This is a genomic window from Pseudomonas sp. NFX71 (genome assembly GCF_048079215.1).
In the GTDB taxonomy this organism is placed as follows: domain Bacteria; phylum Pseudomonadota; class Gammaproteobacteria; order Pseudomonadales; family Pseudomonadaceae; genus Aquipseudomonas; species Aquipseudomonas fluorescens_B.
This window is the reverse complement of the sequence record NZ_CP182230.1, coordinates 4,051,932-4,076,468: the sequence shown is the minus strand read 5'-3', so window position 1 is coordinate 4,076,468 and position 24,537 is coordinate 4,051,932. Positions and strand designations below refer to the sequence as shown.

At 60.7% G+C, this 24,537-nt stretch carries 22 protein-coding genes; 16 read left to right on the top strand and 6 right to left on the bottom strand.

The genetic code is table 11. From position 1 onward, the window contains the following. Positions 1 to 84: 84 nt before the first annotated feature. The 14 genes from ACM1ZW_RS18870 (at position 85) to ACM1ZW_RS18805 (ending at position 14,620) form a co-directional block, all read left to right on the top strand. Positions 85 to 1,017: a 4-hydroxyproline epimerase gene (locus ACM1ZW_RS18870; RefSeq protein WP_416739019.1), complete on the top strand. Its 933-nt coding sequence runs from the start codon at positions 85 to 87 to the stop codon at positions 1,015 to 1,017. After that, complete coding sequence (locus tag ACM1ZW_RS18865) at positions 1,014 to 2,129, top strand: NAD(P)/FAD-dependent oxidoreductase (protein WP_414878676.1); 1,116 nt, start codon at positions 1,014 to 1,016, stop codon at positions 2,127 to 2,129. Before ACM1ZW_RS18870 ends, ACM1ZW_RS18865 begins: the two co-directional genes overlap by 4 nt. After that, the gene (locus ACM1ZW_RS18860; RefSeq protein WP_414878675.1) at positions 2,122 to 2,358 is read left to right on the top strand and encodes a 2Fe-2S iron-sulfur cluster-binding protein; all 237 of its coding nucleotides are present in this window, start codon (positions 2,122 to 2,124) and stop codon (positions 2,356 to 2,358) included. Before ACM1ZW_RS18865 ends, ACM1ZW_RS18860 begins: the two co-directional genes overlap by 8 nt. Then, on the top strand, positions 2,355 to 3,611 hold the full coding sequence (locus tag ACM1ZW_RS18855; protein WP_416739018.1) for an FAD-dependent oxidoreductase: 1,257 nt from the start codon (positions 2,355 to 2,357) through the stop codon (positions 3,609 to 3,611). The genes ACM1ZW_RS18860 and ACM1ZW_RS18855 overlap by 4 nt, the downstream gene beginning before the upstream one ends. Positions 3,612 to 3,685: 74 nt before the next feature. Beyond that, positions 3,686 to 4,435 (top strand): helix-turn-helix domain-containing protein, encoded by a 750-nt coding sequence (locus tag ACM1ZW_RS18850; RefSeq protein WP_416739017.1) that lies wholly within the window; start codon positions 3,686 to 3,688, stop codon positions 4,433 to 4,435. A gap of 228 nt (positions 4,436 to 4,663) precedes the next feature. Beyond that, positions 4,664 to 5,482 carry a transporter substrate-binding domain-containing protein gene (locus tag ACM1ZW_RS18845; protein ID WP_414878672.1) on the top strand — a complete coding sequence of 273 codons (819 nt, stop codon included), beginning with the start codon at positions 4,664 to 4,666 and terminating at the stop codon, positions 5,480 to 5,482. Positions 5,483 to 5,492: 10 nt separating this feature from the next. Then, entirely contained in the window at positions 5,493 to 7,271 is a 1,779-nt protein-coding gene (locus ACM1ZW_RS18840) for an aconitase X (protein ID WP_416739016.1), read from the top strand. Continuing rightward, complete coding sequence (locus ACM1ZW_RS18835) at positions 7,264 to 7,929, top strand: amino acid ABC transporter permease (protein ID WP_150712582.1); 666 nt, start codon at positions 7,264 to 7,266, stop codon at positions 7,927 to 7,929. The genes ACM1ZW_RS18840 and ACM1ZW_RS18835 overlap by 8 nt, the downstream gene beginning before the upstream one ends. A gap of 10 nt (positions 7,930 to 7,939) precedes the next feature. Beyond that, positions 7,940 to 8,590 (top strand): amino acid ABC transporter permease, encoded by a 651-nt coding sequence (locus ACM1ZW_RS18830; RefSeq protein WP_414878669.1) that lies wholly within the window; start codon positions 7,940 to 7,942, stop codon positions 8,588 to 8,590. Next, a complete protein-coding gene (locus ACM1ZW_RS18825) occupies positions 8,583 to 9,305 on the top strand; it encodes an amino acid ABC transporter ATP-binding protein (RefSeq protein ID WP_414878668.1) in 723 nt (240 codons plus the stop codon). Before ACM1ZW_RS18830 ends, ACM1ZW_RS18825 begins: the two co-directional genes overlap by 8 nt. Positions 9,306 to 9,368: 63 nt before the next feature. Then, complete coding sequence (locus tag ACM1ZW_RS18820) at positions 9,369 to 10,397, top strand: trans-3-hydroxy-L-proline dehydratase (protein WP_414878667.1); 1,029 nt, start codon at positions 9,369 to 9,371, stop codon at positions 10,395 to 10,397. A gap of 127 nt (positions 10,398 to 10,524) precedes the next feature. Beyond that, a complete protein-coding gene (locus ACM1ZW_RS18815; RefSeq protein WP_150632559.1) occupies positions 10,525 to 11,442 on the top strand; it encodes a dihydrodipicolinate synthase family protein in 918 nt (305 codons plus the stop codon). 72 nt (positions 11,443 to 11,514) lie between these two features. Further along, a complete protein-coding gene (abaF, locus tag ACM1ZW_RS18810) occupies positions 11,515 to 12,912 on the top strand; it encodes a fosfomycin efflux MFS transporter AbaF (RefSeq protein WP_414878666.1) in 1,398 nt (465 codons plus the stop codon). Positions 12,913 to 13,039: 127 nt separating this feature from the next. After that, positions 13,040 to 14,620 (top strand): aldehyde dehydrogenase (NADP(+)), encoded by a 1,581-nt coding sequence (locus tag ACM1ZW_RS18805; protein ID WP_416739015.1) that lies wholly within the window; start codon positions 13,040 to 13,042, stop codon positions 14,618 to 14,620. Between the two features lie 40 nt (positions 14,621 to 14,660). Here ACM1ZW_RS18805 and ACM1ZW_RS18800 read toward each other — a convergent pair whose 3' ends face one another. Continuing rightward, on the bottom strand, positions 14,661 to 15,668 hold the full coding sequence (locus tag ACM1ZW_RS18800; RefSeq protein ID WP_416739014.1) for an Ldh family oxidoreductase: 1,008 nt from the start codon (positions 15,666 to 15,668) through the stop codon (positions 14,661 to 14,663). Positions 15,669 to 15,931: 263 nt separating this feature from the next. On the opposite strand from ACM1ZW_RS18800, the gene ACM1ZW_RS18795 reads away from it, so the two are divergent. Together ACM1ZW_RS18795 and ACM1ZW_RS18790 are read left to right on the top strand one after the other, a co-directional pair. After that, positions 15,932 to 17,062: a carbon-nitrogen hydrolase family protein gene (locus ACM1ZW_RS18795; protein WP_416739013.1), complete on the top strand. Its 1,131-nt coding sequence runs from the start codon at positions 15,932 to 15,934 to the stop codon at positions 17,060 to 17,062. A gap of 3 nt (positions 17,063 to 17,065) precedes the next feature. Further along, on the top strand, positions 17,066 to 18,106 hold the full coding sequence (locus ACM1ZW_RS18790) for an AraC family transcriptional regulator (protein ID WP_414878662.1): 1,041 nt from the start codon (positions 17,066 to 17,068) through the stop codon (positions 18,104 to 18,106). 3 nt (positions 18,107 to 18,109) lie between these two features. On the opposite strand, the gene ACM1ZW_RS18785 is transcribed toward ACM1ZW_RS18790, so the two are convergent. From ACM1ZW_RS18785 to lon, 5 genes are all read right to left on the bottom strand, one after another. Next, positions 18,110 to 18,256 (bottom strand): hypothetical protein, encoded by a 147-nt coding sequence (locus tag ACM1ZW_RS18785; protein ID WP_191623712.1) that lies wholly within the window; start codon positions 18,254 to 18,256, stop codon positions 18,110 to 18,112. Positions 18,257 to 18,453: 197 nt separating this feature from the next. Then, complete coding sequence (locus ACM1ZW_RS18780; RefSeq protein WP_017339694.1) at positions 18,454 to 19,263, bottom strand: DUF2242 domain-containing protein; 810 nt, start codon at positions 19,261 to 19,263, stop codon at positions 18,454 to 18,456. Positions 19,264 to 19,495: 232 nt separating this feature from the next. Then, positions 19,496 to 21,367, bottom strand: coding sequence for a SurA N-terminal domain-containing protein (locus ACM1ZW_RS18775; protein WP_416739012.1), 1,872 nt, complete (start codon positions 21,365 to 21,367; stop codon positions 19,496 to 19,498). A gap of 233 nt (positions 21,368 to 21,600) precedes the next feature. Then, complete coding sequence (locus tag ACM1ZW_RS18770) at positions 21,601 to 21,873, bottom strand: HU family DNA-binding protein (protein WP_002552737.1); 273 nt, start codon at positions 21,871 to 21,873, stop codon at positions 21,601 to 21,603. A 147-nt stretch (positions 21,874 to 22,020) separates the two neighbouring features. Further along, positions 22,021 to 24,417, bottom strand: coding sequence for an endopeptidase La (gene lon, locus ACM1ZW_RS18765; protein ID WP_052909694.1), 2,397 nt, complete (start codon positions 24,415 to 24,417; stop codon positions 22,021 to 22,023). Positions 24,418 to 24,537 lie beyond the last annotated feature (120 nt).

The following is a 24,537-nucleotide window of genomic DNA, read 5'->3' as shown; positions in this document are numbered from 1 at the left end:
CGGCACCGGATAAAACCATCAAGCCTGCAAGCCCCCGCACGGGCCACTCTTGCGTTCACTCATCTGAACGGACGTGGCCCATTCATGAAACGTATCACCGTGATTGACTCCCACACCGGCGGCGAACCCACCCGCCTGGTGACCGCCGGCTTTCCCGACCTGGGCACCGGCAGCATGGCCGAACGTCTTCAACGGCTGGCTGAACACCACGACCAATGGCGCACCGCCTGCGTGCTCGAACCGCGGGGCAGCGATGTGCTGGTCGGCGCGCTGTTGTGTGAGCCGGTCGACCCTGCGGCCTGCGCCGGGGTGATTTTCTTCAACAACACCGGTTACCTCGGCATGTGCGGCCACGGCACCATCGGCCTGGTGGCGTCACTTGCTCACCTGGGCAAGATCGGCCCGGGCGTGCACAGCATCGAAACGCCGGTCGGCACGGTGCAGGCAACCTTGCACGACGACCGTTCCGTCAGCGTGCGCAACGTGCCGGCCTACCGTTATCGCAAAGCCGTGGCGTTGCAGGTGCCGGGGATCGGTGAGGTGGTCGGTGATATCGCCTGGGGTGGCAACTGGTTTTTCCTGATCGCCGACCATGGCCTGCGCGTCGCCAGCGACAACCTGGATGCGTTGACCGCTTACACCTTCGCCGTGCAGCAGGCATTGGACGTTCAGGGGATACGCGGCGAAGACGGCGGCGTGATCGACCACGTCGAACTGTTCGCCGAGGATGAGCAAGCCGACAGCCGCAACTTTGTACTCTGCCCCGGCAAGGCCTACGACCGCTCGCCCTGCGGCACCGGCACCAGTGCAAAACTGGCGTGCCTGGCAGCCGATGACAAATTGCAGCCGGGCCAGATCTGGCGACAGGCCAGCGTCATCGGCAGCGAGTTCGAAGGCTCCTACGAACCCCACGGCGAGCGCATCGTACCGACGATTCGCGGCCGTGCCTTCATCAGTGCCGAGGCTAGCCTGATCATCGAACAGGACGACCCGTTCGCCTGGGGCATTCGCCCATGAGCCAAGGCCTGGTGGCCGATGTGATCGTGATCGGTGCCGGCATCATCGGCGCTGCTTGCGCTCAGGCGCTGGCGCGGCGCGGCTTGCGCGTGCTGGTGCTGGACGCCGGCTTGCACGGCGCGACGGCCGCCGGAATGGGCCACTTGCTGGTGCTCGACGACAACCCGGCCGAGCTGGCCCTGAGCCAATACTCACTGCAACGCTGGCGCGAACAGGCACCGGACTTACCAGATGGCTGCGCCTACCGCTGCAACGGCACTTTGTGGCTGGCAGCCAATGCCGAAGAAATGGCCGTGGCCCACAGCAAATATCTGAACCTTCAGACCCAGGGCGTTGCCTGCGAGTTAATCGCTCGCCACGCGTTGCGCGCCCGTGAACCTGAATTGCGCGAAGGCCTTGAAGGTGGTTTGTTGATCAACGGTGATGGCATTCTCTATGCCCCGGCAACCGCCAACTGGATGCTCGACACCGCCGACATAGAACAACGCAGGGCGCGAGTCTGCGAGGTCGATGGCAATCGCGTGCGACTCGACGACGGCCAGTGGTTGAGCGCTGAGGCCGTCATATTGGCCAACGGCATCCAGGCCAACGACCTGTGCCCCGAGTTGCCGATCGAGCCGAAAAAAGGCCACTTGCTGATCACCGACCGCTATCCCGGCAAGGTCACCCACACGCTGGTGGAACTGGGTTATGTCACCAGCGCCCACAACGCCACAGGCCCCTCGACCGCCTGCAACATTCAGCCCCGGCCGACCGGGCAACTGTTCATCGGTGCCTCGCGACAATTCGGCACCACCGACCCGCAGGTCGAGGGCTGGATGCTGGCGAAAATGCTCAAGCGCGCCACCGAGTACATGCCGGGCCTGGCTCAGCTCAACGGCATCCGCGCCTGGACCGGTTTTCGCGCCGCCAGCCCGGACGGGCTGCCATTGATTGGCCAACACCCACAACGCAAAGGCCTGTGGCTGGCCGTCGGACACGAGGGTCTGGGGGTCACGACGGCCCCCGGCACCGCCGATTTGCTGGTCGCGCAACTGTTCAATGAAACGCCGCCATTAGCGGCGCAAGCCTATCTGCCGCAACGCTTTCTCGGGGAGGCCGTGTATGCCTGATTTGATCCTGGACGGCCGCACCCTGCGCGTCGCCGAAGGAACGACGGTGGCCGCGGCACTGGCCCTGGCCGGTGACGGTTGCAGTCGGACTTCGATCAGTGGTCAGCGGCGCGCACCGCTGTGCGGAATGGGTATTTGCCAGGAATGCCGGGTGACCATCGACGGACGCCGCCGACTGGCCTGCCAGACGCTGTGCCATGACGGCATGCAGGTGCGGACCCGACCATGAACGAATACGCCGACTTGCTGATCATCGGTGCCGGCCCCGCCGGCATGAGCGCCGCCCTCGCTGCCGCGTCCAGTGGCGCACGCATCATCGTGCTCGACGACAACCCACTGCCGGGAGGCCAGATCTGGCGCGACGGGCCTCAGGCCAGCCTGCCGAATCAAGCGCGACAGATGCGCGAGCGACTGCTCGCCAACCGTAACATCCGCCACCACGGTGGCACCCGTGTGATCGCCTGTTCCGGCCCCAAACAATTGCTGGTGGAAGACGCCGATCACGGATGGCTGATCGGCTACGACAAACTGATTTTGTGCACCGGTGCCCGTGAGTTGCTGCTGCCCTTCCCCGGCTGGACATTGCCAGGGGTGACCGGTGCGGGAGGCCTTCAGGCGCTGATCAAGGGCGGCCTGCCGGTGCAGGGTCAGCGTGTGGTGATCGCCGGCAGCGGCCCGTTGTTACTGGCCAGCGCGGCCACCGCGAAACACAGCGGTGCCGACGTATTGCGCATTGCCGAGCAGGCCTCGCCCTCCGCAGTCGCCGGGTTCGCCCTGCAACTGCCGCGCTGGCCGGGCAAGCTTGTGCAATCTTTTAGCCTGTTTAATCGTCATTACCGCACCGGCTCCCACGTCGTGGCCGCCCTGGGTAATGAACGGCTGGAAGGAGTGCGCCTGCGCCAACAGGGCAACATCGTCGAACTGGCCTGTGATCGCCTGGCCTGTGGTTTCGGCCTGATTCCCAATACCCAACTCGGTCAAGCGCTGGGCTGTGCGCTCGACGGCACGGCGCTCGCGGTCGATGCCTGGCAAGCCACGAGCCGGGCCGACCACTACGCGGCAGGTGAATGTACCGGTTTCGGTGGCAGTGAACTGGCGTTGGTCGAAGGGGCAATTGCCGGGCATGCCGCCGTCGGCAACATCGCAGCGGCGCGTCAATTGCGGCCACGTCGGGCGCGCTGGCAAGGTTTCGCCAAGGCGTTGAATAGCGCCTTCAGCCTCGACCCGCAACTCAAGTCGCTGGCGCAGGCCGACACGCTGGTCTGTCGTTGCGAAGACGTGCCCTACGCTGCACTGGCCGGGCACGTTGACTGGCGCACGGCAAAACTGGCCAGTCGTTGTGGCATGGGCGCCTGTCAGGGACGCGTGTGTGGCGGCGCGGTGCAGTATCTGTTCGACTGGCAACCCTCGGCCCCGCGACCGCCGTTCAGCCCGGCACGTATCGAAACCCTGATGTGCCTGGACGACACCCCGCCCGCGTAAACGCTCGCGCCGGGGTTTCGGGGGCGCTGCCGAGTCTTTATGATCCCGGTAGTTGCCACCAGGCCCCCAGTACTATGTTCCCCTCACTCAATCAGTTCAAACCCTGCGATTTGCCGACGCTGCTGAACAGTCTGCAACCCATCGCGACGCTGCTCGACACCCTGGCGGACGTGGTGTTCTTCATCAAAGACCGCGAGGCGCGCTACATCTTCGTCAACCAGACTCTGGCCCGGCGCTGTGGCTTCAAGCACAGCGAACAACTGCTCGGCTTGACCGCCGACCAAGTCTTTCCTGAGCGTTTCGGCCCGCTGTACACCGCGCAGGATCAACGCGTGTTGTCCACCGGCCGTGAACTGGCCGATCAACTGGAAATGCATCTGTATTTTGGCAACCAGCCGGTCTGGTGCCTGACCCATAAACTCGCGCTGCGTGACGAACAAGGGCGGATCGTCGGCCTCGCCGGCATTTCCCGCGACCTGCAACTGCCCCAGTCCAACCATCCGGCTTTCCAGAAACTGGCGGCCGTAGACGCGCACATCCGCCGCCATTTCGCCCGACCGATCAGTCTTGCTGAACTGACAGCCATCGCCGGGTTCTCTGTGGCGCAACTGGAACGCCATTGCAAACGGGTGTTCCAGCTCACGCCACGGCAGATGATCCACAAGTCCCGCCTGGAAGAAGGCTCGCGTCTGTTGCTTGACACCGACTTGCCGATCACCGAAATCGCTCTGCGCTGCGGATACACCGACCACAGTGCCTTCAGCCGCCAATTCCGCGCCCTCACCAGTCTGTCGCCCAGCGAGTACCGCGATAGCCGTCGTTAAAATGTTCCTTTAAGGGGCGCTGAGCCCCCGCTGTGCTCCCTTCCGTAACACCTCCTTGATCGACACCCTCGCGCCGTTGCCCATTCGCTTGCGCTGAGCCGCCCTGCTTCAAGGATTGGCAAAAATTCGGCGATAAAAGCAAAACCGGCACGGCCATTGCTATAGTTAATATCGTATACGAAATCCTCAATACGATATCTAACAGCACTTTCCCAGAACGAGGCCTCTATGAAAAACCCCGCATTTGCCGTAGCCCTCAGCGCTGTTCTCAGTACCTCCTTCATTGCCACCGCGCACGCCGACAAGCTCGACGACATTATCGGTTCTGGCAAGCTGCGCTGCGCCGTGACCCTGGACTTCCCGCCCATGGGTTTCCGCGATGCCAGCAACGCGCCTGCCGGTTTCGACGTGGACTATTGCAACGACCTGGCGAAGATCCTCGGGGTCGAGGCCGAAGTGGTGGAAACGCCGTTCCCGGACCGCATTCCGGCACTGATCTCCGGACGGGCTGATGTGATCGTCGCCTCGACCTCTGACACCCTTGAACGGGCCAAGACTGTCGGCCTCACCGTGCCGTACTTTGCCTTTCAGATGGTCGTGCTGACCCGCGACAACACCGGCATCAATAGCTTCGATGACATCAAGGGCAAAGCGCTGGGAAACACCAGCGGCACTTTTGAAGCCATCGCCCTGGAAGGCGATGTGAAGAAATGGGGCAGCGGCACCTTCCGCGCCTACCAGTCACAAAACGACACACTGCTGGCGGTGGCGCAGGGTCACATCGACGCCACGGTGGTGACCAATACCGTGGCCGCCGCGACGATCAAGTCGGGCAAATACAAAAACCTGAAAATCGCCGGCAACGCGCCTTACACCATCGACTATGTGTCTCTGGGCGCCAAACGCAGCGAGTACGGCCTGCTCAACTACCTCAACTTGTTCGTCAATCAGCAGGTGCGCAGCGGTCGCTATAAAGAACTGTTCGTCAAATGGGTCGGCACCGAGATCCCGCCGACCGACCTGACCGTACCGAAGGTTTATTACTGAGGTGTCCGACATGCCTGGGTCCACTGCTCTCATCGGTCGTAACCTGGTCTCGGGCTCCGCCCAGGGCGCGCTGCTGTTTGCCGATGTCGGGCTGAGCTTCTGGGGCGGTGTCGACCCTTGCACAGGTGAAGTCATCGACCGTCACCATCCGCTCAGTGGCGAACATCTGAGCGGTCGTGTGCTGGCCATTCCCAGTGGCCGCGGTTCGTGTACCGGCAGCAGTGTGCTGATGGAGCTGATCAGCAACGGTCATGCACCTGCCGCTTTGGTTCTGGCCGAAGCCGATGAGATTCTGACGTTGGGCGTGCTCGTGGCACAGACTATTTTCGAGCGTTCTCTGCCGGTGCTGTGCATCGGCCAGGAGGCCTTTGCGACCTTGCGCGGCAAAGCCTTCGCCCGAATCGAAGGCCCCTCGCTGGAGACGTTCGATCACGTGCCCATCGATGGCTGGCGGCCCACCGAAATACTGATGCACACAGGCAAATCCAACGAGCCGATCGAGCTCACCAGGTTCGACCGTTCCCTGCTCGACGGCGAGCATGGCAAAGCTGCGCAGGTGGCCATGCAGATTGTTCTGCGCATGGCCGAACTGCAAGGTGCCCACCAACTGGTGGATATCTCTCAAGCCCACATCGACGGTTGCATTTACACAGGACCTGCGAGCCTGCGCTTTGCCGAACAACTGGTGCACTGGGGCGCAAAGGTTCGCGTGCCCACCACCCTCAATTCAATTTCCGTGGACCAGCGTCGCTGGCGAGAGTTGGGCATCGACCCGTTGCTCGGCGAACCGGCCAGTGCCTTGGGTGATGCCTACATGGCGATGGGCGCGCAGCTCAGTTTCACCTGTGCCCCCTACTTGCTCGACACCGCACCGAAGGCCGGCGAGCAGATCGTCTGGGCCGAATCCAACGCGGTGGTCTACGCCAACAGCGTGCTTGGCGCACGCACTCTGAAGTACCCGGACTACCTGGATATCTGCATCGCCCTGACCGGCCGCGCGCCCCTGATCGGTTGTCATCTGGACGCGCCACGCAAGGCCCGTATGCGCGTCGAATTGCCGGAACTGGGCGAGCTGGACGATGCGTTTTACCCCTTGCTCGGCTACCACATCGGTGCCCTCGCAGGCAGCCGGATTCCGGTGGTGCTGGGGCTGGAACAGCGCCAGCCAGACCTCGACGACCTGAAGGCTTTCGGGGCGGCGTTCGCCACCACGTCGGCCGCGCCGTTGTTTCATATCGCCGGGGTCACACCCGAAGCACTCGACCCTGCAAACGTGCTGGAAGCCGACGTCCCGGTGCCTGTGGAAACAATCCGCCTGGAGGACTTGCTGCGCAGTTGGCGCGAGCTCAACAGTGCCCGTGACAACCACGTGGAGGTGGTCTCGCTGGGCAACCCGCATTTTTCGCTCAGCGAGTTCGCCCACCTCGCACGGCTGTGTCGCGGCCGGAACAAACACCCTGAGGTGGTGCTCGCCATCACTTGCGGTCGTGCAGTGCTGGAACAGGCGCGTGACGCCGGACACATCGGCGTGATTGAAGCCTTCGGCGCCACCCTGGTGACCGACACCTGCTGGTGCATGCTCGGCGAGCCGGTGATTCCGCCGAACGCCACAACGTTAATGACCAACTCGGGCAAATACGCCCATTACGCGCCCGGTCTGGTGGGACGCAAAGTGCACTTCGCCAGTCTCGCCGAGTGCGTTGACGCCGCTTGCACTGCCAGCGCCAGCGGGCGACTGCCGAACTGGTTGCAACCCGCCCTGCTGATGGAGAGCCTAGCGCATGTTTGATTACACCTTCCAATGGCGCGCCACCCTGCGCGCCTTGCCGGACATGCTCGCCGGTGCCTGGGTCACTTTCGAGACCGCCGCGCTGTCGATGATTTTCGGCGTACTGATCGCCCTGGCCCTGACAGTCATGCGCGAAACCAGACACCCGCTGCTGCGCGGTATCGGCAACGGCTGGGTGTCGATTGCCCGCAATACCCCGTCGCTGTTCCAGATCTACGTTCTGTACTTCGGCCTCGGCTCACTGGGCCTGCACGTCAGTTCCTGGTTCGCTCTGCTGGCCGGGATCACCTTCAACAATGCCGGCTATCTCGCGGAAAATTTCCGCGGCGGGCTCAAGGCGGTGCCTGGCACGCAAGTGCGTGCCGCGCGCTCGCTGGGCATGAGTGCCTTCCAGACCTACCGCATGATCGTCGTTCCGCAGCTGCTGCGGATCGTGTTCTACCCCTTGAGCAACCAGATGGTCTGGGCGGTGTTGATGACGTCTCTGGGAGTGATTGTCGGGCTCAACAATGACCTCACCGGCGTGACCCAGGACTACAACGTCAAGACGTTCCGCACCTTCGAATATTTCACCATCGCCGCGGTGCTGTATTACCTGATTGCCAAGGCGATCGTCGCGACGGCCCGGCTGATGGCCTGGCGGCTGTTCCGTTACTGAGGACGTGACTATGTTTTCCACCAGTTTTTCCTGGAACGACCTGCAGTTCCTGCTTAACGGCGCCTGGGTCACGCTGCAACTGACTTGCTGGGCAATCCTGCTCGGCACGTTCGCCGGGCTGGTGTTCGGCCTGCTGCGTGCGCTGTTGCCACGGGCCAGCCTGCCACTGGCGTGGGTGCTGGATGTTTTTCGCAGCGTACCGCTGCTGATCCAGTTCGTGCTGTTCAACTCACTCAAGAGCATCGTCGGCCTGAACATCAGTGCTTTCAGCGTGGGTTGCATTGTGCTCGGGGTTTACGCCGCCGCGTACTTCACCGAAATCGTGCGCGGTGGCGTGCTGTCGGTACCGCTGACCGTGCGCCGGGCCAGCCGTTCGCTGGGCCTGAGTTTCTTCCAGGACCTGCGCTGGATCGTCCTGCCAATGGCTTCGCGGGTGGCCTTCCCCGGCTGGCTGAACCTGGTGCTCGGGGTGATGAAAGACACCGCGCTGGTGATGTGGATCGGCATCGTCGAACTGCTCCGCGCTTCGCAAACCATCGTGACCCGAATTCAGGAACCGCTGCTGGTGCTGTGCATCGCGGGCCTTATCTACTACGTCATGAGCCTGGTGGTCGCACGCCTCGGCGCTCGTCTGGAAAGAAGGTGGCAAGAAAATGATTGAGATCGACAACGTACACAAATCCTTCGGCGACCTTGATGTGGTCAAGGGTGTCAGCCTGACGGTGAACAAGGGTGAAGTGGTGTCCATCATCGGCGGCTCCGGCTCGGGCAAATCGACCCTGTTGATGTGCATCAATGGCCTGGAGCCGATCCAGAAAGGCAGCATCCGCGTGGATGGCGTCGAGGTGCATCACCGCGCAACCGACCTCAATCACCTGCGACAGAAAATCGGCATCGTGTTCCAGCAATGGAACGCCTTCCCGCACCTGACCGTCCTGGAAAACGTGATGCTCGCGCCGCGCAAGGTCCTGGGCAAAAGCAAGGCCGAAGCCGAGGCGCTGGCCGTGCAGCAACTGACGCACGTCGGCCTTGGTGACAAGCTCAAGGTGTTCCCTGGCAAGCTCTCGGGCGGTCAGCAACAACGCATGGCCATTGCCCGCGCCCTGGCGATGTCGCCGGACTACATGCTGTTCGACGAAGCCACCTCGGCCCTCGATCCACAGTTGGTCGGCGAAGTGCTGGACACCATGCGCATGCTCGCCGAAGACGGCATGACCATGGTGCTGGTAACGCACGAGATCCGCTTCGCCCGGGACGTGTCGGACCGCGTGGCGTTCTTTCGCAACGGTCTGGTGCACGAGATCGGCTCACCGGATCAAGTCATTGGTAATCCCGTGCATGCTGAAACCGCGGCGTTCCTCAAATCGGTGAAGTAGCTAATGGCCCCATCGCGGGCAAGCCCGCGATAGGGCCCTGACAGACAAAACAAGGAGCAAACCATGCGCTCATCAAAAGTGATTCACGTCGTCAGCTGCCACGCCGAAGGTGAAGTCGGCGACGTGATTGTCGGCGGGGTCGCACCACCGCCCGGCACCACGGTGTGGGAACAGTCGCGCTGGATCGCCAGGGATGAAACCCTGCGCAACTTCGTGCTCAACGAACCGCGTGGCGGGGTGTTCCGCCACGTCAACCTGCTGGTGCCGGCCAAGGACCCACGGGCGCACATGGCCTGGATCATCATGGAACCGGCAGATACCCCGCCGATGTCCGGCTCCAACTCCTTGTGCGTGGCCACCGTGTTGCTCGACACCGGAATTGTGCCGATGACCGAACCTCAAACCCGCTTGGTACTCGAAGCCCCCGGCGGCCTGATCGAGGCCGTCGCCGATTGCCGTGACGGCAAGGTCGAACGGGTAGAAATCAAAAACGTGCCGTCCTTCGCCAATCGCCTCGACGCGTGGATCGAAGTGGAAGGCGTCGGCACGCTCAAGGTCGATACCGCCTATGGCGGAGACAGCTTTGTGATCGCCGATGCCAACACCCTGGGCTTTGCAATCAGTCCCGATGAAGCCGCCGATCTAGTGGCGGTCGGCCTGAAAATCACCCGTGCTGCCAATGAGCAATTGGGCTTCGTGCATCCGTTGAACCCTGAGTGGTCGCACATTTCCTTTTGCCAGATCGCCGCGCCCATCGTTTATGAGAACGGCATCGCCACCGGCGCCAATGCAGTGGTGATTCAACCGGGCAAGATCGACCGCTCGCCGACCGGTACGGGCTGCTCGGCACGCATGGCGGTGTTGCACGCCAAGGGTTTGATGCGCGTCGGCGAGCGCTTTATCGGGCGCTCGATTATCGGCTCCGAGTTCCACTGTCGGATTGACTCACTGACCGAAGTGGCCGGGCACCCCGCAATTTACCCCTGCATATCCGGACGGGCCTGGATTACCGGCACCCATCAACTGCTGCTCGATCCAAGTGATCCGTGGCCACAAGGCTATCGACTGTCAGACACCTGGCCCGGTGCCTGATCGCTAAAGCACCGAAGATCCGGTCCGACGGCTGGCAAGAAATCCCGCAAACCTGAAAAAAGCACTAGCCGATTCTTTTCATTTTAAATATCGTATACGAAATACAATAAACAACCCGGAGGCAACAATGAGCAAGCGTATTAACTGGAGTGGCGTCTTCCCCGCGGTGACCACTCAATTCAACGATGACTTCTCGATCAACCTGGAAAAAACCCATCAGGTCATTTCCAACGTGATCCGTGACGGCGTGTCGGGCCTGGTGGTTTGTGGCTCGGTAGGCGAGAACACTTCGCTGACCGCTGAAGAAAAAATCGCCGTGACCGAAGTCGCGGTCGATGCCTCGCGCGGCCGTGTGCCAGTGATTTGCGGTGTGGCCGAATTCACCAGTGTGCAAGCGGCCAAGGTCGCCAACGCAGTGCGCAAGGTCGGTGTCGATGGCGTGATGCTGATGCCGGCGCTGGTCTACGGTTCCAAGCCGTTCGAAACCGCCGAGCATTACCGCTACGTGGCAAAAAACGCCGACGTGCCGCTGATGGTCTACAACAACCCGCCGATCTACAAAAACGACGTGACCCCGGACATCCTGATTGCCCTGGCCGACTGCGACAACGTGGTGTGCTTCAAGGATTCCTCTGGCGACACTCGCCGCTTCATCGACATTCGTAACGAAGTGGGTGACCGTTTTGTGCTGTTCGCCGGCCTCGACGATGTGGTGCTGGAAAGCCTTGCCGTGGGCGCTGAAGGCTGGGTGTCGGGCATGTCCAACGTGTTCCCGAAAGAAGGCGAAACCATCTTCCGACTGGCCAAGGCCGGACGCTATGCCGAAGCCATGCCGATTTACGAATGGCTGATGCCGATCCTGCACCTCGACGCCCGTGCCGACCTGGTGCAGTGCATCAAGCTGTGCGAAGCCATAGCCGGTCGCGGCAGCGCGCTGACCCGTCCGCCACGCCTGGCCCTGCCAGAAGAAGATCGGGTCTTCGTCGAGCAGATCATGGCCAAGGCCTTGGCCAACCGTCCGCACTTGCCGGACGTCGGTCTCTGAGTGATTGCCGGGCGGGGCTTCGCAGGCCCGGCCCGGCTACCTGTTTTTTGCGCCCTTACAGGAAACGCCAGCATGCCCAACGCTCAACACACCCAAAGCGCAACCACACCTTCGGGACTCAAGCGTGTCGTGGCCGCCGCCATGGCCGGCACCGTCGCCGAATGGTATGAATTCTTCCTTTATGGCACTGCGTCGGCACTGGTCTTCGGCCAGTTGTTCTTCCGCCAGACCGACAGTCCCATCGACGGCATCATCGCCGCCTTCGCCCTCTACGCCGTAGGCTTTCTCGCCCGCCCACTGGGTGGCCTGGTGTTCGGTCACTACGGCGACAAATACGGCCGCAAGCGCCTGCTGCAACTGAGCCTGGTGGTGGTCGGTATCACCACCTTCCTGATGGGTTGCCTGCCCGGCTTCAACCAGATCGGCTATGCCGCGCCGGTGTTGCTGGTGCTGCTGCGGCTGATCCAGGGTTTTGCCTTTGGCGGCGAATGGGGCGGTGCGATTCTGCTGGTGTCCGAGCACTGCCCGGACAATCGTCGAGGTTTCTGGGCCAGTTGGCCGCAGGCCGGTGTCCCGGCCGGCAACCTGGTGGCGACGGTTGCGCTGCTGCTGTTGTCGTCGAACCTGTCGGAGGAGCAATTCCTCGCCTGGGGCTGGCGCGTGGCGTTCTGGTTCTCGGCCATCGTGGTGCTGATTGGCTACTGGATTCGCACCAGCGTCGATGACGCGCCGATTTTCAAGGAAGCCCAGGCCCGTCAAGCGCAGACCAGGCAACAGCAACTGGGCGTGGTTGAAGTGCTGCGTCACCACTGGCGCTCGGTGCTGGTCGGTATCGGTGCGCGGTTTGCCGAGAACATCCTCTACTACACCGTCGTAACCTTCTCGATTACCTATCTGAAACTGATAGTGCACAAAGACACTTCCGAAATTCTGTTGCTGATGTTCGGCGCCCACCTGCTGCACTTCTTCATGATTCCGCTGATGGGCTATCTGTCCGATCTGGTCGGGCGCAAGCCGGTGTACCTGACAGGCGCGGTGCTCACGGCGTTCTGGGGTTTCATCGGTTTCCCGATGATGGACACCGGCAACAACTGGCTGATCATGGCCGCCATCACCCTGGGCCTGGCGATCGAGTCAATGACCTACGCACCCTACTCGGCGCTGATGGCGGAAATGTTCCCGACCCACGTGCGCTACACCGCGTTGTCCCTGTGCTACCAGGTGGCGCCGATCTTCGCCGGCTCCCTCGCCCCGCTGATTGCGATCACTTTGCTCAACAAGTATCACAGCTCGACACCGATCGCGTTTTACCTGGTCGGTGCATCGCTGATCTCGATTGTCGCTGTCGGTCTTACTCGGGAAACACGGGGTAAATCATTGCATCTGGTGGACAGCGAATCTGCCGCGCGCATCGCCGCCTTGACCGACGCCGAACCTGCGCCTGTGCGCCGCAGCGATTCACTGGCCTGACACGATCCCCCTGTAGGAGCCCGCTTGCTCGCGATGGCAGTGTGTCAATCAACATTGATGCCTTAGGACACACCATCGCCAGCAAGCTGACGCCTACAGGGCCACTAAATTCCGACAGGAGCTTTTCATGCCCGAGATCATCGGACACAACTACATCGGTGGTGCGCGCAGCGCCGCCGGCAAGGTCATCGTGCGCAGCCATGACGCCAGTACCGGTGAGGCGCTGCCCTACGCGTTCATGCAGGCCACCGCCGAAGAGGTCGACGCTGCCGCCCAGGCCGCAGCAGCCGCCTACCCGACCCTTCGCACGCTGTCGGCCATACGCCGCGCGGAGTTTCTCGAAGCCATCGCCACACAACTGGAGGCACTGGACGATAATTTCATCGCGCTGGTGACCCGCGAGACGGCGCTGCCGAACGGACGCATTCTGGGTGAGCGTACTCGCACAAGCAGCCAGATGCGCCTGTTCGCCCAAGTCCTGCGTCGTGGCGATTTTTATGCTGCACGCATCGACCGGGCCCTGCCTGATCGCAAACCGCTGCCACGGGTTGATCTGCGCCAATACCAGATCGGCGTCGGCCCGGTCGCTGTGTTCGGTGCGAGCAATTTCCCGTTGGCTTTCTCCACCGCTGGTGGCGACACCGCTGCTGCGTTGGCCGCCGGTTGCCCGGTGGTGTTCAAGGCCCACAGCGGGCATATGGCAACCGCTGAACGGGTGGCCGATGCGATCCTGCGCGCGGCCGAGCAAACCGGTATGCCCAAAGGTGTGTTCAACATGATCTACGGCGCGGGGGTCGGCGAAGCGCTGGTCAAGCATCCGGCCATCCAGGCGGTGGGCTTTACCGGCTCACTCAAGGGTGGCCGCGCGCTGTGCGACATGGCCTCAGCACGACCTCAACCGATTCCCGTGTTCGCCGAAATGAGCAGCATCAATCCGGTGGTGCTATTGCCCGACGCACTGCAACTGCGGGGCGCAAAAATTGCCAGCGAACTCGCCGCCTCCGTGGTGCTCGGCTGCGGCCAGTTCTGCACTAACCCCGGACTGGTGATCGGTATTCGCTCGCCAGCGTTCAGTGCCTTTACCCAATTGTTCAGCGCATTGATGGCCGAACAACCGGACCAGACCATGCTCAACCACGGTACGCTGAACAGCTACGCCAACGGTGTGCAGGCGTTGTACGCACATCCGAAAATCACTCATCTGGCCGGCCGCGATTATCAAGCCCAGCAAGCACAGCCACAACTGTTCAAGGCTGACGTCAGTCTGTTGCTCGATGACGACCCGCTGTTGCAGGAAGAAGTGTTCGGCCCCGCGACGATACTGGTGGAAGTGGCCGACAAAGCCGAACTGCAGCAGGCACTTCAGCATTTGCACGGGCAACTCACGGCTACACTGATTGCTGAAGCCGACGACCTGCACAATCACAGCGAGCTGTTACCGCTGCTGGAACAAAAGGTCGGCCGAGTCTTGTTCAACGGCTACCCGACCGGCGTCGAAGTCTGCGATGCGATGGTACACGGAGGCCCCTACCCGGCCACTTCCGATGCACGTGGCACCTCGGTCGGCAGCCTGGCCATCGAGCGATTCCTGCGCCCGGTGTGTTACCAGAACTGCCCGGACGCGCTCTTGCCGGACCCGCTGAAAAACGCCAACCCGCTGGGCATCGCCCGCCTGGTGGATGGCATTGGCCAGCGGGCCCCACTGTAAAAAAAACGCCACCGGGTTTTCCGGTGGCGCATTCGTTCACTCATTCCAGCAGTGCTTTGAGGTCGTTGTACAAGCCCTCGGGAATCTCCACGCCCTCCACCAGGCTAAGCGCTCGAGCCTCGTAGCGCCGTTGCGATGGCAACCGTGCGCCCTGCCCTTGAATGCTCTCGAACAAGACTTCGGCGCGGGCCAGATGCTGCTCGGTGGAGTCGCCGAGAAAGCATCGCGGATCAAGAGCGATGATCAACTCGCCATGATACGGCGACGACTTGCTCCCGGCGTCGTAAGCCAGTGACTCGGCACTGGTCAGGTCGCCGATCAGCGGCCCGGCGATCAGCTCCACCATGGCCGCCAGCGCAGAGCCTTTGTGCCCGCCGAACGTCAGCATCGCGCCCGCATCAAGCACCACGCTGGCGTCGGTACTGGGCAGTCCCTGACCGTCTACGCCCCAGCCCTCGGGAATCGCTTTGCCGGCACGCCGGTGCAACTCGATATCGCCACGAGCGATCGCGCTGGTGGCGAAGTCAAACACAAACGGGTCCTTGCCCGAGCGTGGCCAGCCGAACGCGATGGGATTGGTGCCGAACACCGGCTGACTGCCACCCGCAGGCGCCACCCAGGCATGGCTGGGATTGCAGGCCAACGCCACGAGACCGGCGGCCGTCAGTTGTTCGATCTCCACCCACAGCGCAGAGAAATGCACACAGCGATTGATGGCCAACGCAGCAACACCATTTGCCCGGGCTTTGTGCGCCAGCACCGGCAGCCCTGCCTGGAATGCCAATTGTGAAAAACCACCCGCCGCATCCACACGCACAATCGATGGCGCCTGATCGATGACTTGCGGCTGTGCATCAGCCGCCACTTTGCCGGCCCTTAGCGAGTTGACACAGCCCAGAATCCGATACAAACCATGGGAGGCACAGCCATCGCGTTCGCCGGCAATCACCGTGGCAGTCACCGCTTGAGCGTGGGCAAGGTTGAAACCGTTATGCAGCAAAATCGATTCGGCCAACTCACGAGCTTCGGCCAGAGACAGTCGGATCATAATCACCTCCTTGAACAGACCGTCCAGACTGGCCCATTCCCCCACCAACGGCTTGATCGCTTTAGGCCAAGGCGATGACGAATTCAGCACATATCGATCATGGCGACACGACTTTGCGTTGGTTTGGCGTCATCGGCCATCATTCCGCCAAGAACCGCAAAAAAATCAAAAAAACAGCCCCTTGATCCGCTGTTTTACCGTAGCCTCGTTCCTTATCTGCACGCCAATCATGAAACCTGCAAACGGCCGTCGACTGTTTTCCCATGCGCAAACTTCTGTACCTGACTTTCTCCATGGCATTGATTGCCGCCCTGACAACCTACGCCATGTGGGCCGCGGACCGTCCGGTGGGTCATTACCTGTCGGACCTGCGAATCGATCTCGCCATCGATCAAGGCACCCCTGCCGATCGCGGCAACCTGCTGGGCATCCAGCCGGAACTCTTCCCCACCGACTATCAAAGCGCCGAACGCCTGCACCGCAAACTCGCGGCCTATCTGCAGAAAGCCCAGGAACAGGGCTTGTTGAATGAAAAAACCATCGTCGTGCTGCCTGAACATGTCGGCACCTGGTTGATGGTCAGTGGCGAAAAAGACGAGCTGTACCAGGCCACCACCCTCAAGGAAGCCATGAACTGGCTGGCGGTGAGCAATCCCTTGCAGTTCGTCCGCGCCCTGATCAGCGCCAAGGGCGACAACCGCCTGGACGATGCGCACCTGCGCATGAAAGCCAAAGGCATGGCCAAGGAGTACCAGGCGCTGTTCGGTGGTCTGGCGAAAGAATTTCACGTGACACTGGTGGCGGGCTCCATCGTGCTGCCTGAGCCGAGCATCATCGACGGCACCCTGAAAATCGGTCGCGGCGCGCTGTACAACAGCAGCGTGGTGTTCGGTCGCGATGGTCTGCCGATTGGCCAGCCACAGCGCCAGATGCACCCGATTTTCGCCGAGCATGATGTCATCGAAGCAAATGGCGAACACACGCTCAGCGTCGTCGACACCCCGGCCGGCCGTCTGGGCGTGCTGATCGGTAGCGACAGTTGGTACCCGGACAACTACCGTAAACTCGACGATCAGGGTGCGCAGTTGGTCGCGGTACCGGCGTTCGTCAGTGGTCGCGGGACCTGGGACAAGCCATGGCGCGGTTACAAAGGTTTGTCGACGCCCGGCTCCGTCAGTCTCAAGGCTGGCGAGCTCAGCGAAGGCCAGGCCTGGCATCGCCTGACACTGACCGCTCAACCGCCCAGCAGCCAGGCCATTGCCGGTGTGAGTGTGTTCCTGCGCGGGCAATTCTGGGATCAGGGCAGCGCCGGGCAGAGCTTTCTCAGCAGCAACGGCCAGCATTTCGTCGGTGGAAATGTCCGTGGCGCGCGCTTGCTGAATCTTTGGTTGTAAGCCATGAAACCGTTGCCGATGCGTCTGGGCGATTTGTCGGTCGGCTTTGTTCATAGCCTGGCCGACGCGGTGCGCAGTCACGGCATCGATCCTCAGCCCCTGCTCGACCAGTATGGCCTCGACCCCGCGCGGCTTGGCGAAGCCTGCGCCCGGCTGTCGATCCCGCGTTACATGCGCCTGGGCCACGGCGCGATTCAACTGACCGACAACCCGGCGCTGGGTTTGCGCATGGGCCAGCTCAGCCGTCTGAGCCAGGCCGGCCTGGCCGGAGTCACCGCCGCGCAGGCGCCGACAGTACGGGAAGCGGCACGTTGCCTGATTCGCTTCGAAGCCTTGTACGGCTCCAACTATCGCGGTCAATCGAGCTTCCACGAAGACGCCCAAGGCGCCTGGCTGCGGTTCTATTCCATCAGTCCTTACAACGCCTACAACCGCTTCGTGGTGGATTCGATCATCGCCGGATGGTTGCAGCAATTGTCCAGCGTCAGCCCTGTCCCCTTGAGCGCCGAACGCATCGAAATCGAATTCGACGAACCGGATTACCACGACGCTTATGCGGTGCTGGGCGATTGCCCAATCCAGTTCAGCGCCGAACAGAACCAGCTGCGCATGAGCCTGGACAGCCTCGCCCAGCGCAACCCGCTGCACTGCCCGAGTACGTGGCGGCACCTGTTGCAACTGTGTGAACGGGAACTGGAACAACTGACACGCACCCGCAGCCTGCGTGAACGCATCACTCAGTTACTGGGGCCGTTGCTCAATGGTGGCCGGGAACCCGACCTGGAAGAAGTGGCGGCACGCCTGAAGCTGCCTACCTGGACCTTGCGTCGCAAACTCGCCGAGGAAGGCACGCAGTTTCGTGCAATTCTCAACGACACCCGTCGCGACCTGGCCATGACCTACATTCGTGACACCGAACTGGCGTTCGGTGAAATCGCCTACCTGCTGGGCTTTGCCTCAGCCGAAGCGTTTCAACGCGCTTTCAAACGCTGGAGCGGCCAGACTCCCGGCGAATTTCGCCGCAGTCACCGCCAATCCGCCTGACGCTTACAGCTCGGTAGCGTCTTCGGCGGGTTCCAGCGGGTCCAGTTCAAACGCCTGAAACTCGAGCAGCTCTTCTTGATAATCGTCCATTGTGAATCTCCCACAGCTCATTGAAAAAACGCTTGAATAAATGACCAGCGCCTTGAGCATAAAGTGCCCGAGTGAAAGAAAAATGACGCAGGCACGACGCTTCGTCGCTACTGAATAAAACGTAGCAGGCGGTCAGGAATTTATCACAGGATTTTTTCGATACAGGCTGCAGGAATACGGCCTGGGTTGACGCGGATCAATTGAACGCTGTTCCGGGATCAACGAGCTGTGGGCTGATCCCGGAACGTCAGGAGCGATTACTGGCTGGTGACCGGCATGGCTGGAATCGGTTCGCTCGGAGGAGGCAAATCCGACTGCGGCGGTGGCGTGACGTTTTCCGTCGACGGCGCCGATTCAGTGTTTTCGGCCGGGGCAACCGGTGCGGGTTCAGGTGGGGGTGCAACCGGCTCCGCGGCAGGTGCCGGTGCAGGCTCAGCAGCGGGCGCAGGCTCCGGCGCCAATGCCGCCGGTGCGGCCTTGGTTTCAGGCACGCCCAGGTCGGTTTTCGGCTTCTCGACGATGTGCGCGGCTTTTTTCGCTTCCGGCGGCAGGAACAACTCCACCAAGGTGAAGAAGCGCTCGTAGAACTTCGCCGACGATACGGTTTCGCTGGCAACCTTGACCATCGAATCATCGGACGAGCCGATCGGCATCGATACCGAACCCAGCACGCCCACGCCAAGGCTGGCGGAATTGTTGGTTTTCTTCAGCGCATAGCGATCCTGCAGTGCGTTGGCAAACATGGTGGCGTGGTGACCTTCGCTGCCATCATCGGCACAGACCACACTGAAACTTATCTCCATGTGGGTATCGCCAGTCTGCTGGAAGCTTTTGTGACCACTGATCAGTTTCGGATCGCTGCTGGTAATGATGTAGCCCTGACTGAGCAGCGCCCGACGGGCGGCTTCGCAGGTTTGCGCATCGGTCACCGGATAGTTGCGCGAAAACGTTCCGGAGTCGTCGAAGTTCTCATGCTCATAGATGGGGGCTTTTTTCGACGAGCAACCGGCCGCGGCCGCCAGCACCAGAGCCAGCCCGACAACCCGCACGGGAAATGATTTAAACATTGAACATCCTGAAGAAAACGGTCCGGGGCGTATTGTGCAACAGATCGATGCTTAGCGTCGCACCGATTAGTGTCTTGAAACAGTTACAAGTGTAATGACTGCCATTTACAGGAAAAAGTCGTTCAGTAAAAAACCAGGCGACGGGGAGCGTCTGCCCACTTTTCCGTCACCCACAAAAAACCCCGGATTTTCGGCCGGGGTCTTTGTGTTGCGCGGGAAACTCAGTCAGGCATCAGAAACGCTTGATGTCCGCTTCGGCTTCCAGCTGCTTGCGGTAAGCCGCAAAGTCTTGCTGGCCAATGCGCGAGGCGAGGAAGCGACGGTATTGAGCCTTCTCTTCTTCGGTCGGCGCAGCGGCTTCATTGACGCCGTTCAGGCGCACGATCACCAGGCTACCATCGGCCAGGGTCACGCTGCCGAAGGTCGGCTTGTCTTTGGCGGCTGGTTTAGGCATGCGGAACAGCGCTTGCAGCACAGTCGGGTCGATCCCTTCCTGAGCGCGTGTCGCTGCTGCGGTGACTTTCCAGCTCTGACCCTCAATCGCCTTGTCCAGTGGCGCCTTGCCTTCGCGCAGGCTGGCGATCAGCTCGTCAGCCTTGGTCTTGGCGGCAGCACTGGCGTGCTCCTTGGCCAATTGCCCTCGGATGGCGGCAGACACGCTTTCCAGCGGCAATTGCGCAGGCTTCAAGTGCTCCTTGGCGCGCAACACGATCACGGTTTCCGGATCGAGTTCGATGGCGGTGCTGTTGGCACCCTCATCCAGCACTTCAGGACTGAACGCGGCAGTGATCACCGCACGGTTGGCTGTCACGCCTTCGCCACCTTCCCGGCCGAACGGCTTGGAGGTGTGAACGGTCAGTTTCAGGTCCTGTGCCGGCTGAGCCAGATCGGAGGACTCAAACGACGAGTCTTCCAGCTGTTTGGTCGCCTCGACGAAACGCTGCTCGACCTGCTGGGTTTTCAGTTCACGGGTCAGCTTGTCTTTCAGGCTGGCGAGGGTCGGAACTTCCGGAGCCTCGACGCCCAACAGCTTGATCAGGTGGAAACCGAAATCAGTGCGGACCGGTGCCGAAACCTGATCCTTGGCCAACGCGTACAGCGCTGTTTCGAAGGCCGGATCGTAGACACCAGGACCTGCGTAGCCGAGGTCACCACCGTTGTTCGCCGAACCTGGGTCCTGGGAGAACTCCTTGGCCAGGGCTTCGAACTTCTCGCCTTTGGCCAGACGGGCCTGGACTTCTTCGATTTTGGCCTTGGCTTGCGCCTCGGTCACCTTATCGTTCACTTCGATCAGAATGTGCGCCGCCCGGCGTTGCTCGGACAGGTTCGCGATTTCTTTCTGATACGCCGCCTGCAGGTCTTCGTCCTTGACGGTGACCTGATCGAAGAAGGAAGACTTCTTCAACTCAAGGTAATCAATGATCACCTGATCCGGCGTCATGAACTCCTTGGCGTGTTCGTCGTAGTAGGCCTTGACCTCATCGTCGGTCAGCTTCACAGCCGCCGGGTCAGCCTTGACGTTCAGGGTCGCGAAATCGCGGGTCTGTTTTTCCAGACGGGCGAAGGCCAGAACCTGTGCGTCGGTGACGAAACCGCTACCTGCCAGACCCGCGCGCAGCTGACCGATCAGCATTTCCTGAGCCAGCATCTGGCGGAATTGCATGCGGCTGTAGCCGAGCTGACGAATAACCTGATCGAAACGCTCGGAGCTGAACTTGCCGTCCACCTGGAACTCAGGGGTTTGCAGGATCACTTGGTCCAAAGCCGCTTCGGAAAAAGCGAATTTCGAGTTTTCTGCGCCTTGCAGCAGCAGTTTGCGGTCGATCAAGCCTTTGAGGGCCGATTCGCGCAGCATTTTTTCGTCGAGCAAGGAAGCATCGAAATCCTTGCCCAGCTGTTGCATGAGCTGACGGCGTTGCATATCGACCGCCTGGCTCAGCTCGTTCTGGCTGATTTCCTCGCCGTTGACCTTGGCCGCATCGTTACGATGGGTAGTGGCCTGAAAAATGGCGTCGAAACCGGTCAAAGCCATCAGTGCAACGATGACCCCGATAATGGTCTTGGCAATCCAGCCTTGTGAATTGTCCCTGATATTCTGCAGCATGCGTCCCCCAGAAACGGTTGAACTTCAAAATTAGGCAACCGTGGAGCGTGGGTAGAATCCGGATAGAAGAAAGGCGCATCCGAGGATGCGCCTTCTCGTAACTGGCGGAACGGACCAAGGGTTCGAACTTGCGACCCTCGGCGTCTCGGACCGGCGACTCGCCGACTGGACTACCGCTCCGCTGCCAGGTCAGGCATGACCCCGACCCGGATAGGCAAAAACCTGAATCGAACTTAGTTGACAGCTTCTTTCAGTGCTTTACCGGCTTTGAAACCTGGTTTTTTGGCTGCTGCGATTTCCAGTGTCTTACCGGTCTGTGGGTTACGACCAATGCGAGCTGGACGATCAGTCACGGAGAAAGTACCGAAACCAACCAGAACAACAGAGTCGCCAGCCTTGAGAGCGCCAGTGACGGATTCGATTACAGCGTCCAGCGCACGGCCAGCAGCAGCTTTCGGGATATCAGCGGATGCAGCGATAGCATCAATCAGTTCCGACTTGTTCACTCTAAGTCCCCTTATATCTATTTGAGTATGATTCTAAGTTTTTTGGTGAAAGCAAAAACGAGTGCTGAATGGCCTACAGACACTTAAGAGCCGCTTTATAACAAGGGCTCTAAAAAGCTGTCAACAAGCCCCCCAGGCAAATGCGTACTAATGCGTGCTAATTCTTTCCTTAGAGTCAGACTCGCGTTTTTCATCCTTTGCAACTATCTCCGGAGCTACATCGGGCAAGGGCTCCGGCGCGTATTGCAGCGCAATTTGCAGGACCTCGTCAATCCATTTAACCGGTTTAATCTGCAGATCTTGCTTGATATTGTCAGGAATTTCCTTCAGATCGCGTACGTTCTCTTCAGGAATGATCACCGTCTTGATCCCGCCACGGTGAGCCGCAAGCAGTTTTTCTTTCAGACCACCAATCGCCAGCACTTGACCGCGCAGGGTGATTTCACCCGTCATGGCCACGTCAGCACGCACCGGAATGCCGGTCAATGCCGACACCAGGGCCGTGCACATGCCTACACCGGCGCTAGGGCCATCCTTCGGGGTGGCCCCTTCCGGCATGTGGATGTGCGTGTCGCGCTTCTCGTGGAAGTCCAGGGGAATCCCCAGGCTCTTCGCGCGGCTGCGGACAACGGTCAACGCGGCAGTGATCGATTCGACCATCACGTCACCCAGCGAACCGGTCTTGATCAGTTGCCCTTTGCCTGGTACCACAGCGGCTTCGATGGTCAGCAACTCGCCGCCCACTTGAGTCCATGCCAGCCCGGTCACTTGACCGATCTGATCCTGCGATTCAGCCAGGCCATAGCGGAATTTGCGCACGCCAAGGAAGTGTTCCAGCATGTCGGCAGTGACCTTCACCGAGAAGCGTTTTTCCAGCGCATGCTCTTTGACCGCCTTGCGGCAAACCTTGGCAATCTGGCGCTCCAGTCCACGTACACCGGCTTCGCGGGTGTAGTAGCGGATGATGTCGCGGATCGCTTCGGCGTCGAATTCCAGCTCGCCTTTCTTCAGACCGTTGGCCGTGATCTGCTTCGGCGAAAGGTATTTGACGGCGATGTTGATCTTTTCGTCTTCGGTGTAGCCCGGCAGACGAATCACTTCCATCCGGTCGAGCAGCGCCGGCGGAATGTTCATGGAGTTCGAGGTGCACAGGAACATCACATCGGACAGGTCGTAGTCGACTTCCAGATAGTGATCGTTGAAGTTGTGGTTCTGCTCCGGATCGAGCACTTCCAGCAACGCCGACGCTGGATCGCCGCGCATGTCGCTGCCCATTTTGTCGATTTCATCGAGCAGGAACAGCGGGTTGCGGACGCCCACTTTTGTCATTTTTTGAATCAATCTTCCTGGCATCGAACCGATATAAGTCCGGCGATGACCACGGATTTCCGCTTCATCGCGCACACCGCCGAGGGCCATGCGTACGAATTTGCGGTTGGTCGCGTGAGCAATCGACTCCGCCAGGGAGGTTTTACCCACACCAGGAGGACCGACCAGGCACAACACAGGACCCCGAATCTTCTTCACGCGCTTTTGCACGGCGAGGTACTCGAGGATCCGCTCTTTGACTTCTTCCAGACCGTAGTGGTCCGCGTCGAGGATATCTTCAGCACGTGCCAGGTCCAGGCGCACTTTGCTCTGAGCCTTCCACGGCACCTGAACCAGCCAGTCGATATACGAACGCACCACGGTGGCTTCCGCGGACATTGGCGACATCTGTTTCAGCTTGTTCAGTTCGCCCTGGGCCTTGGCCAGGGCATCTTTCGGCAGGCCAGCAGCATCGATGCGCTTTTTCAGCTCTTCGATTTCATTGTGGCCTTCGTCGCTGTCGCCGAGTTCTTTCTGAATGGCCTTCATCTGCTCATTCAGGTAGTACTCGCGCTGGCTGCGCTCCATTTGTTTTTTGACGCGGCCGCGAATGCGTTTTTCGACTTGCAGCAGATCGATCTCGGCATCCAGTAACGCCAGGACGTGCTCGACCCGGGCCGACAAATCGATGATTTCGAGGATTTCCTGCTTCTGCTCGATTTTCAGGGCCATATGTGCGGCCATGGTGTCGACCAGGCGGCCTGGCTCGTCGATGCTGTTGAGCGACGACAGGACCTCAGCGGGGACTTTCTTGCCCAGCTGCACATATTGTTCGAACTGAGCCAGCAGGCTGCGGACAAACACTTCCGACTCGCGTTCAGGCGCGTCGACTTCGTCGATCAATGAGACTTCGGCACGGCAGTGGCCGTCCACTTCGCTGAAGCGCTCCACAGCGCCCCGCTGCTCACCTTCGACCAGAACCTTGACCGTGCCGTCAGGCAGCTTGAGCAGCTGCAGAACGGTAGCAATCGTACCTACGCGATAGAGTGCATCTTCACCGGGATCATCGTCAGCAGGATTTCTCTGAGCCAGCAGAAGGATCTGCTTGTCGCCCGTCATCGCAGCCTCGAGGGCTTCGATGGATTTCTCGCGCCCCACGAACAGCGGGATAACCATGTGCGGATAAACCACAACATCACGCAATGGCAGGAGAGGCAATTCGATGGTTGTCTTCATGATTTCGCCTCTACGGCGGCCATAAGGCCGTAAACAGATGGAAGTAAGCTTGAAACCAAGATGGGGGCTGCCTTCAAAAAAAACAAGCGCAAAGACAGGGTTAAAACGCGCAAAAAGCAA

Coding starts and splice junctions, on each gene's coding strand:
- ACM1ZW_RS18870 (WP_416739019.1), top strand. CDS start 85: ATGAAACGTATCACCGTGATTGACTCCCACACCGGCGGCGAACCCACC.
- ACM1ZW_RS18865 (WP_414878676.1), top strand. CDS start 1,014: ATGAGCCAAGGCCTGGTGGCCGATGTGATCGTGATCGGTGCCGGCATC.
- ACM1ZW_RS18860 (WP_414878675.1), top strand. CDS start 2,122: ATGCCTGATTTGATCCTGGACGGCCGCACCCTGCGCGTCGCCGAAGGA.
- ACM1ZW_RS18855 (WP_416739018.1), top strand. CDS start 2,355: ATGAACGAATACGCCGACTTGCTGATCATCGGTGCCGGCCCCGCCGGC.
- ACM1ZW_RS18850 (WP_416739017.1), top strand. CDS start 3,686: ATGTTCCCCTCACTCAATCAGTTCAAACCCTGCGATTTGCCGACGCTG.
- ACM1ZW_RS18845 (WP_414878672.1), top strand. CDS start 4,664: ATGAAAAACCCCGCATTTGCCGTAGCCCTCAGCGCTGTTCTCAGTACC.
- ACM1ZW_RS18840 (WP_416739016.1), top strand. CDS start 5,493: ATGCCTGGGTCCACTGCTCTCATCGGTCGTAACCTGGTCTCGGGCTCC.
- ACM1ZW_RS18835 (WP_150712582.1), top strand. CDS start 7,264: ATGTTTGATTACACCTTCCAATGGCGCGCCACCCTGCGCGCCTTGCCG.
- ACM1ZW_RS18830 (WP_414878669.1), top strand. CDS start 7,940: ATGTTTTCCACCAGTTTTTCCTGGAACGACCTGCAGTTCCTGCTTAAC.
- ACM1ZW_RS18825 (WP_414878668.1), top strand. CDS start 8,583: ATGATTGAGATCGACAACGTACACAAATCCTTCGGCGACCTTGATGTG.
- ACM1ZW_RS18820 (WP_414878667.1), top strand. CDS start 9,369: ATGCGCTCATCAAAAGTGATTCACGTCGTCAGCTGCCACGCCGAAGGT.
- ACM1ZW_RS18815 (WP_150632559.1), top strand. CDS start 10,525: ATGAGCAAGCGTATTAACTGGAGTGGCGTCTTCCCCGCGGTGACCACT.
- abaF (WP_414878666.1), top strand. CDS start 11,515: ATGCCCAACGCTCAACACACCCAAAGCGCAACCACACCTTCGGGACTC.
- ACM1ZW_RS18805 (WP_416739015.1), top strand. CDS start 13,040: ATGCCCGAGATCATCGGACACAACTACATCGGTGGTGCGCGCAGCGCC.
- ACM1ZW_RS18800 (WP_416739014.1), bottom strand. CDS start 15,668: ATGATCCGACTGTCTCTGGCCGAAGCTCGTGAGTTGGCCGAATCGATT.
- ACM1ZW_RS18795 (WP_416739013.1), top strand. CDS start 15,932: ATGCGCAAACTTCTGTACCTGACTTTCTCCATGGCATTGATTGCCGCC.
- ACM1ZW_RS18790 (WP_414878662.1), top strand. CDS start 17,066: ATGAAACCGTTGCCGATGCGTCTGGGCGATTTGTCGGTCGGCTTTGTT.
- ACM1ZW_RS18785 (WP_191623712.1), bottom strand. CDS start 18,256: ATGCTCAAGGCGCTGGTCATTTATTCAAGCGTTTTTTCAATGAGCTGT.
- ACM1ZW_RS18780 (WP_017339694.1), bottom strand. CDS start 19,263: ATGTTTAAATCATTTCCCGTGCGGGTTGTCGGGCTGGCTCTGGTGCTG.
- ACM1ZW_RS18775 (WP_416739012.1), bottom strand. CDS start 21,367: ATGCTGCAGAATATCAGGGACAATTCACAAGGCTGGATTGCCAAGACC.
- lon (WP_052909694.1), bottom strand. CDS start 24,417: ATGAAGACAACCATCGAATTGCCTCTCCTGCCATTGCGTGATGTTGTG.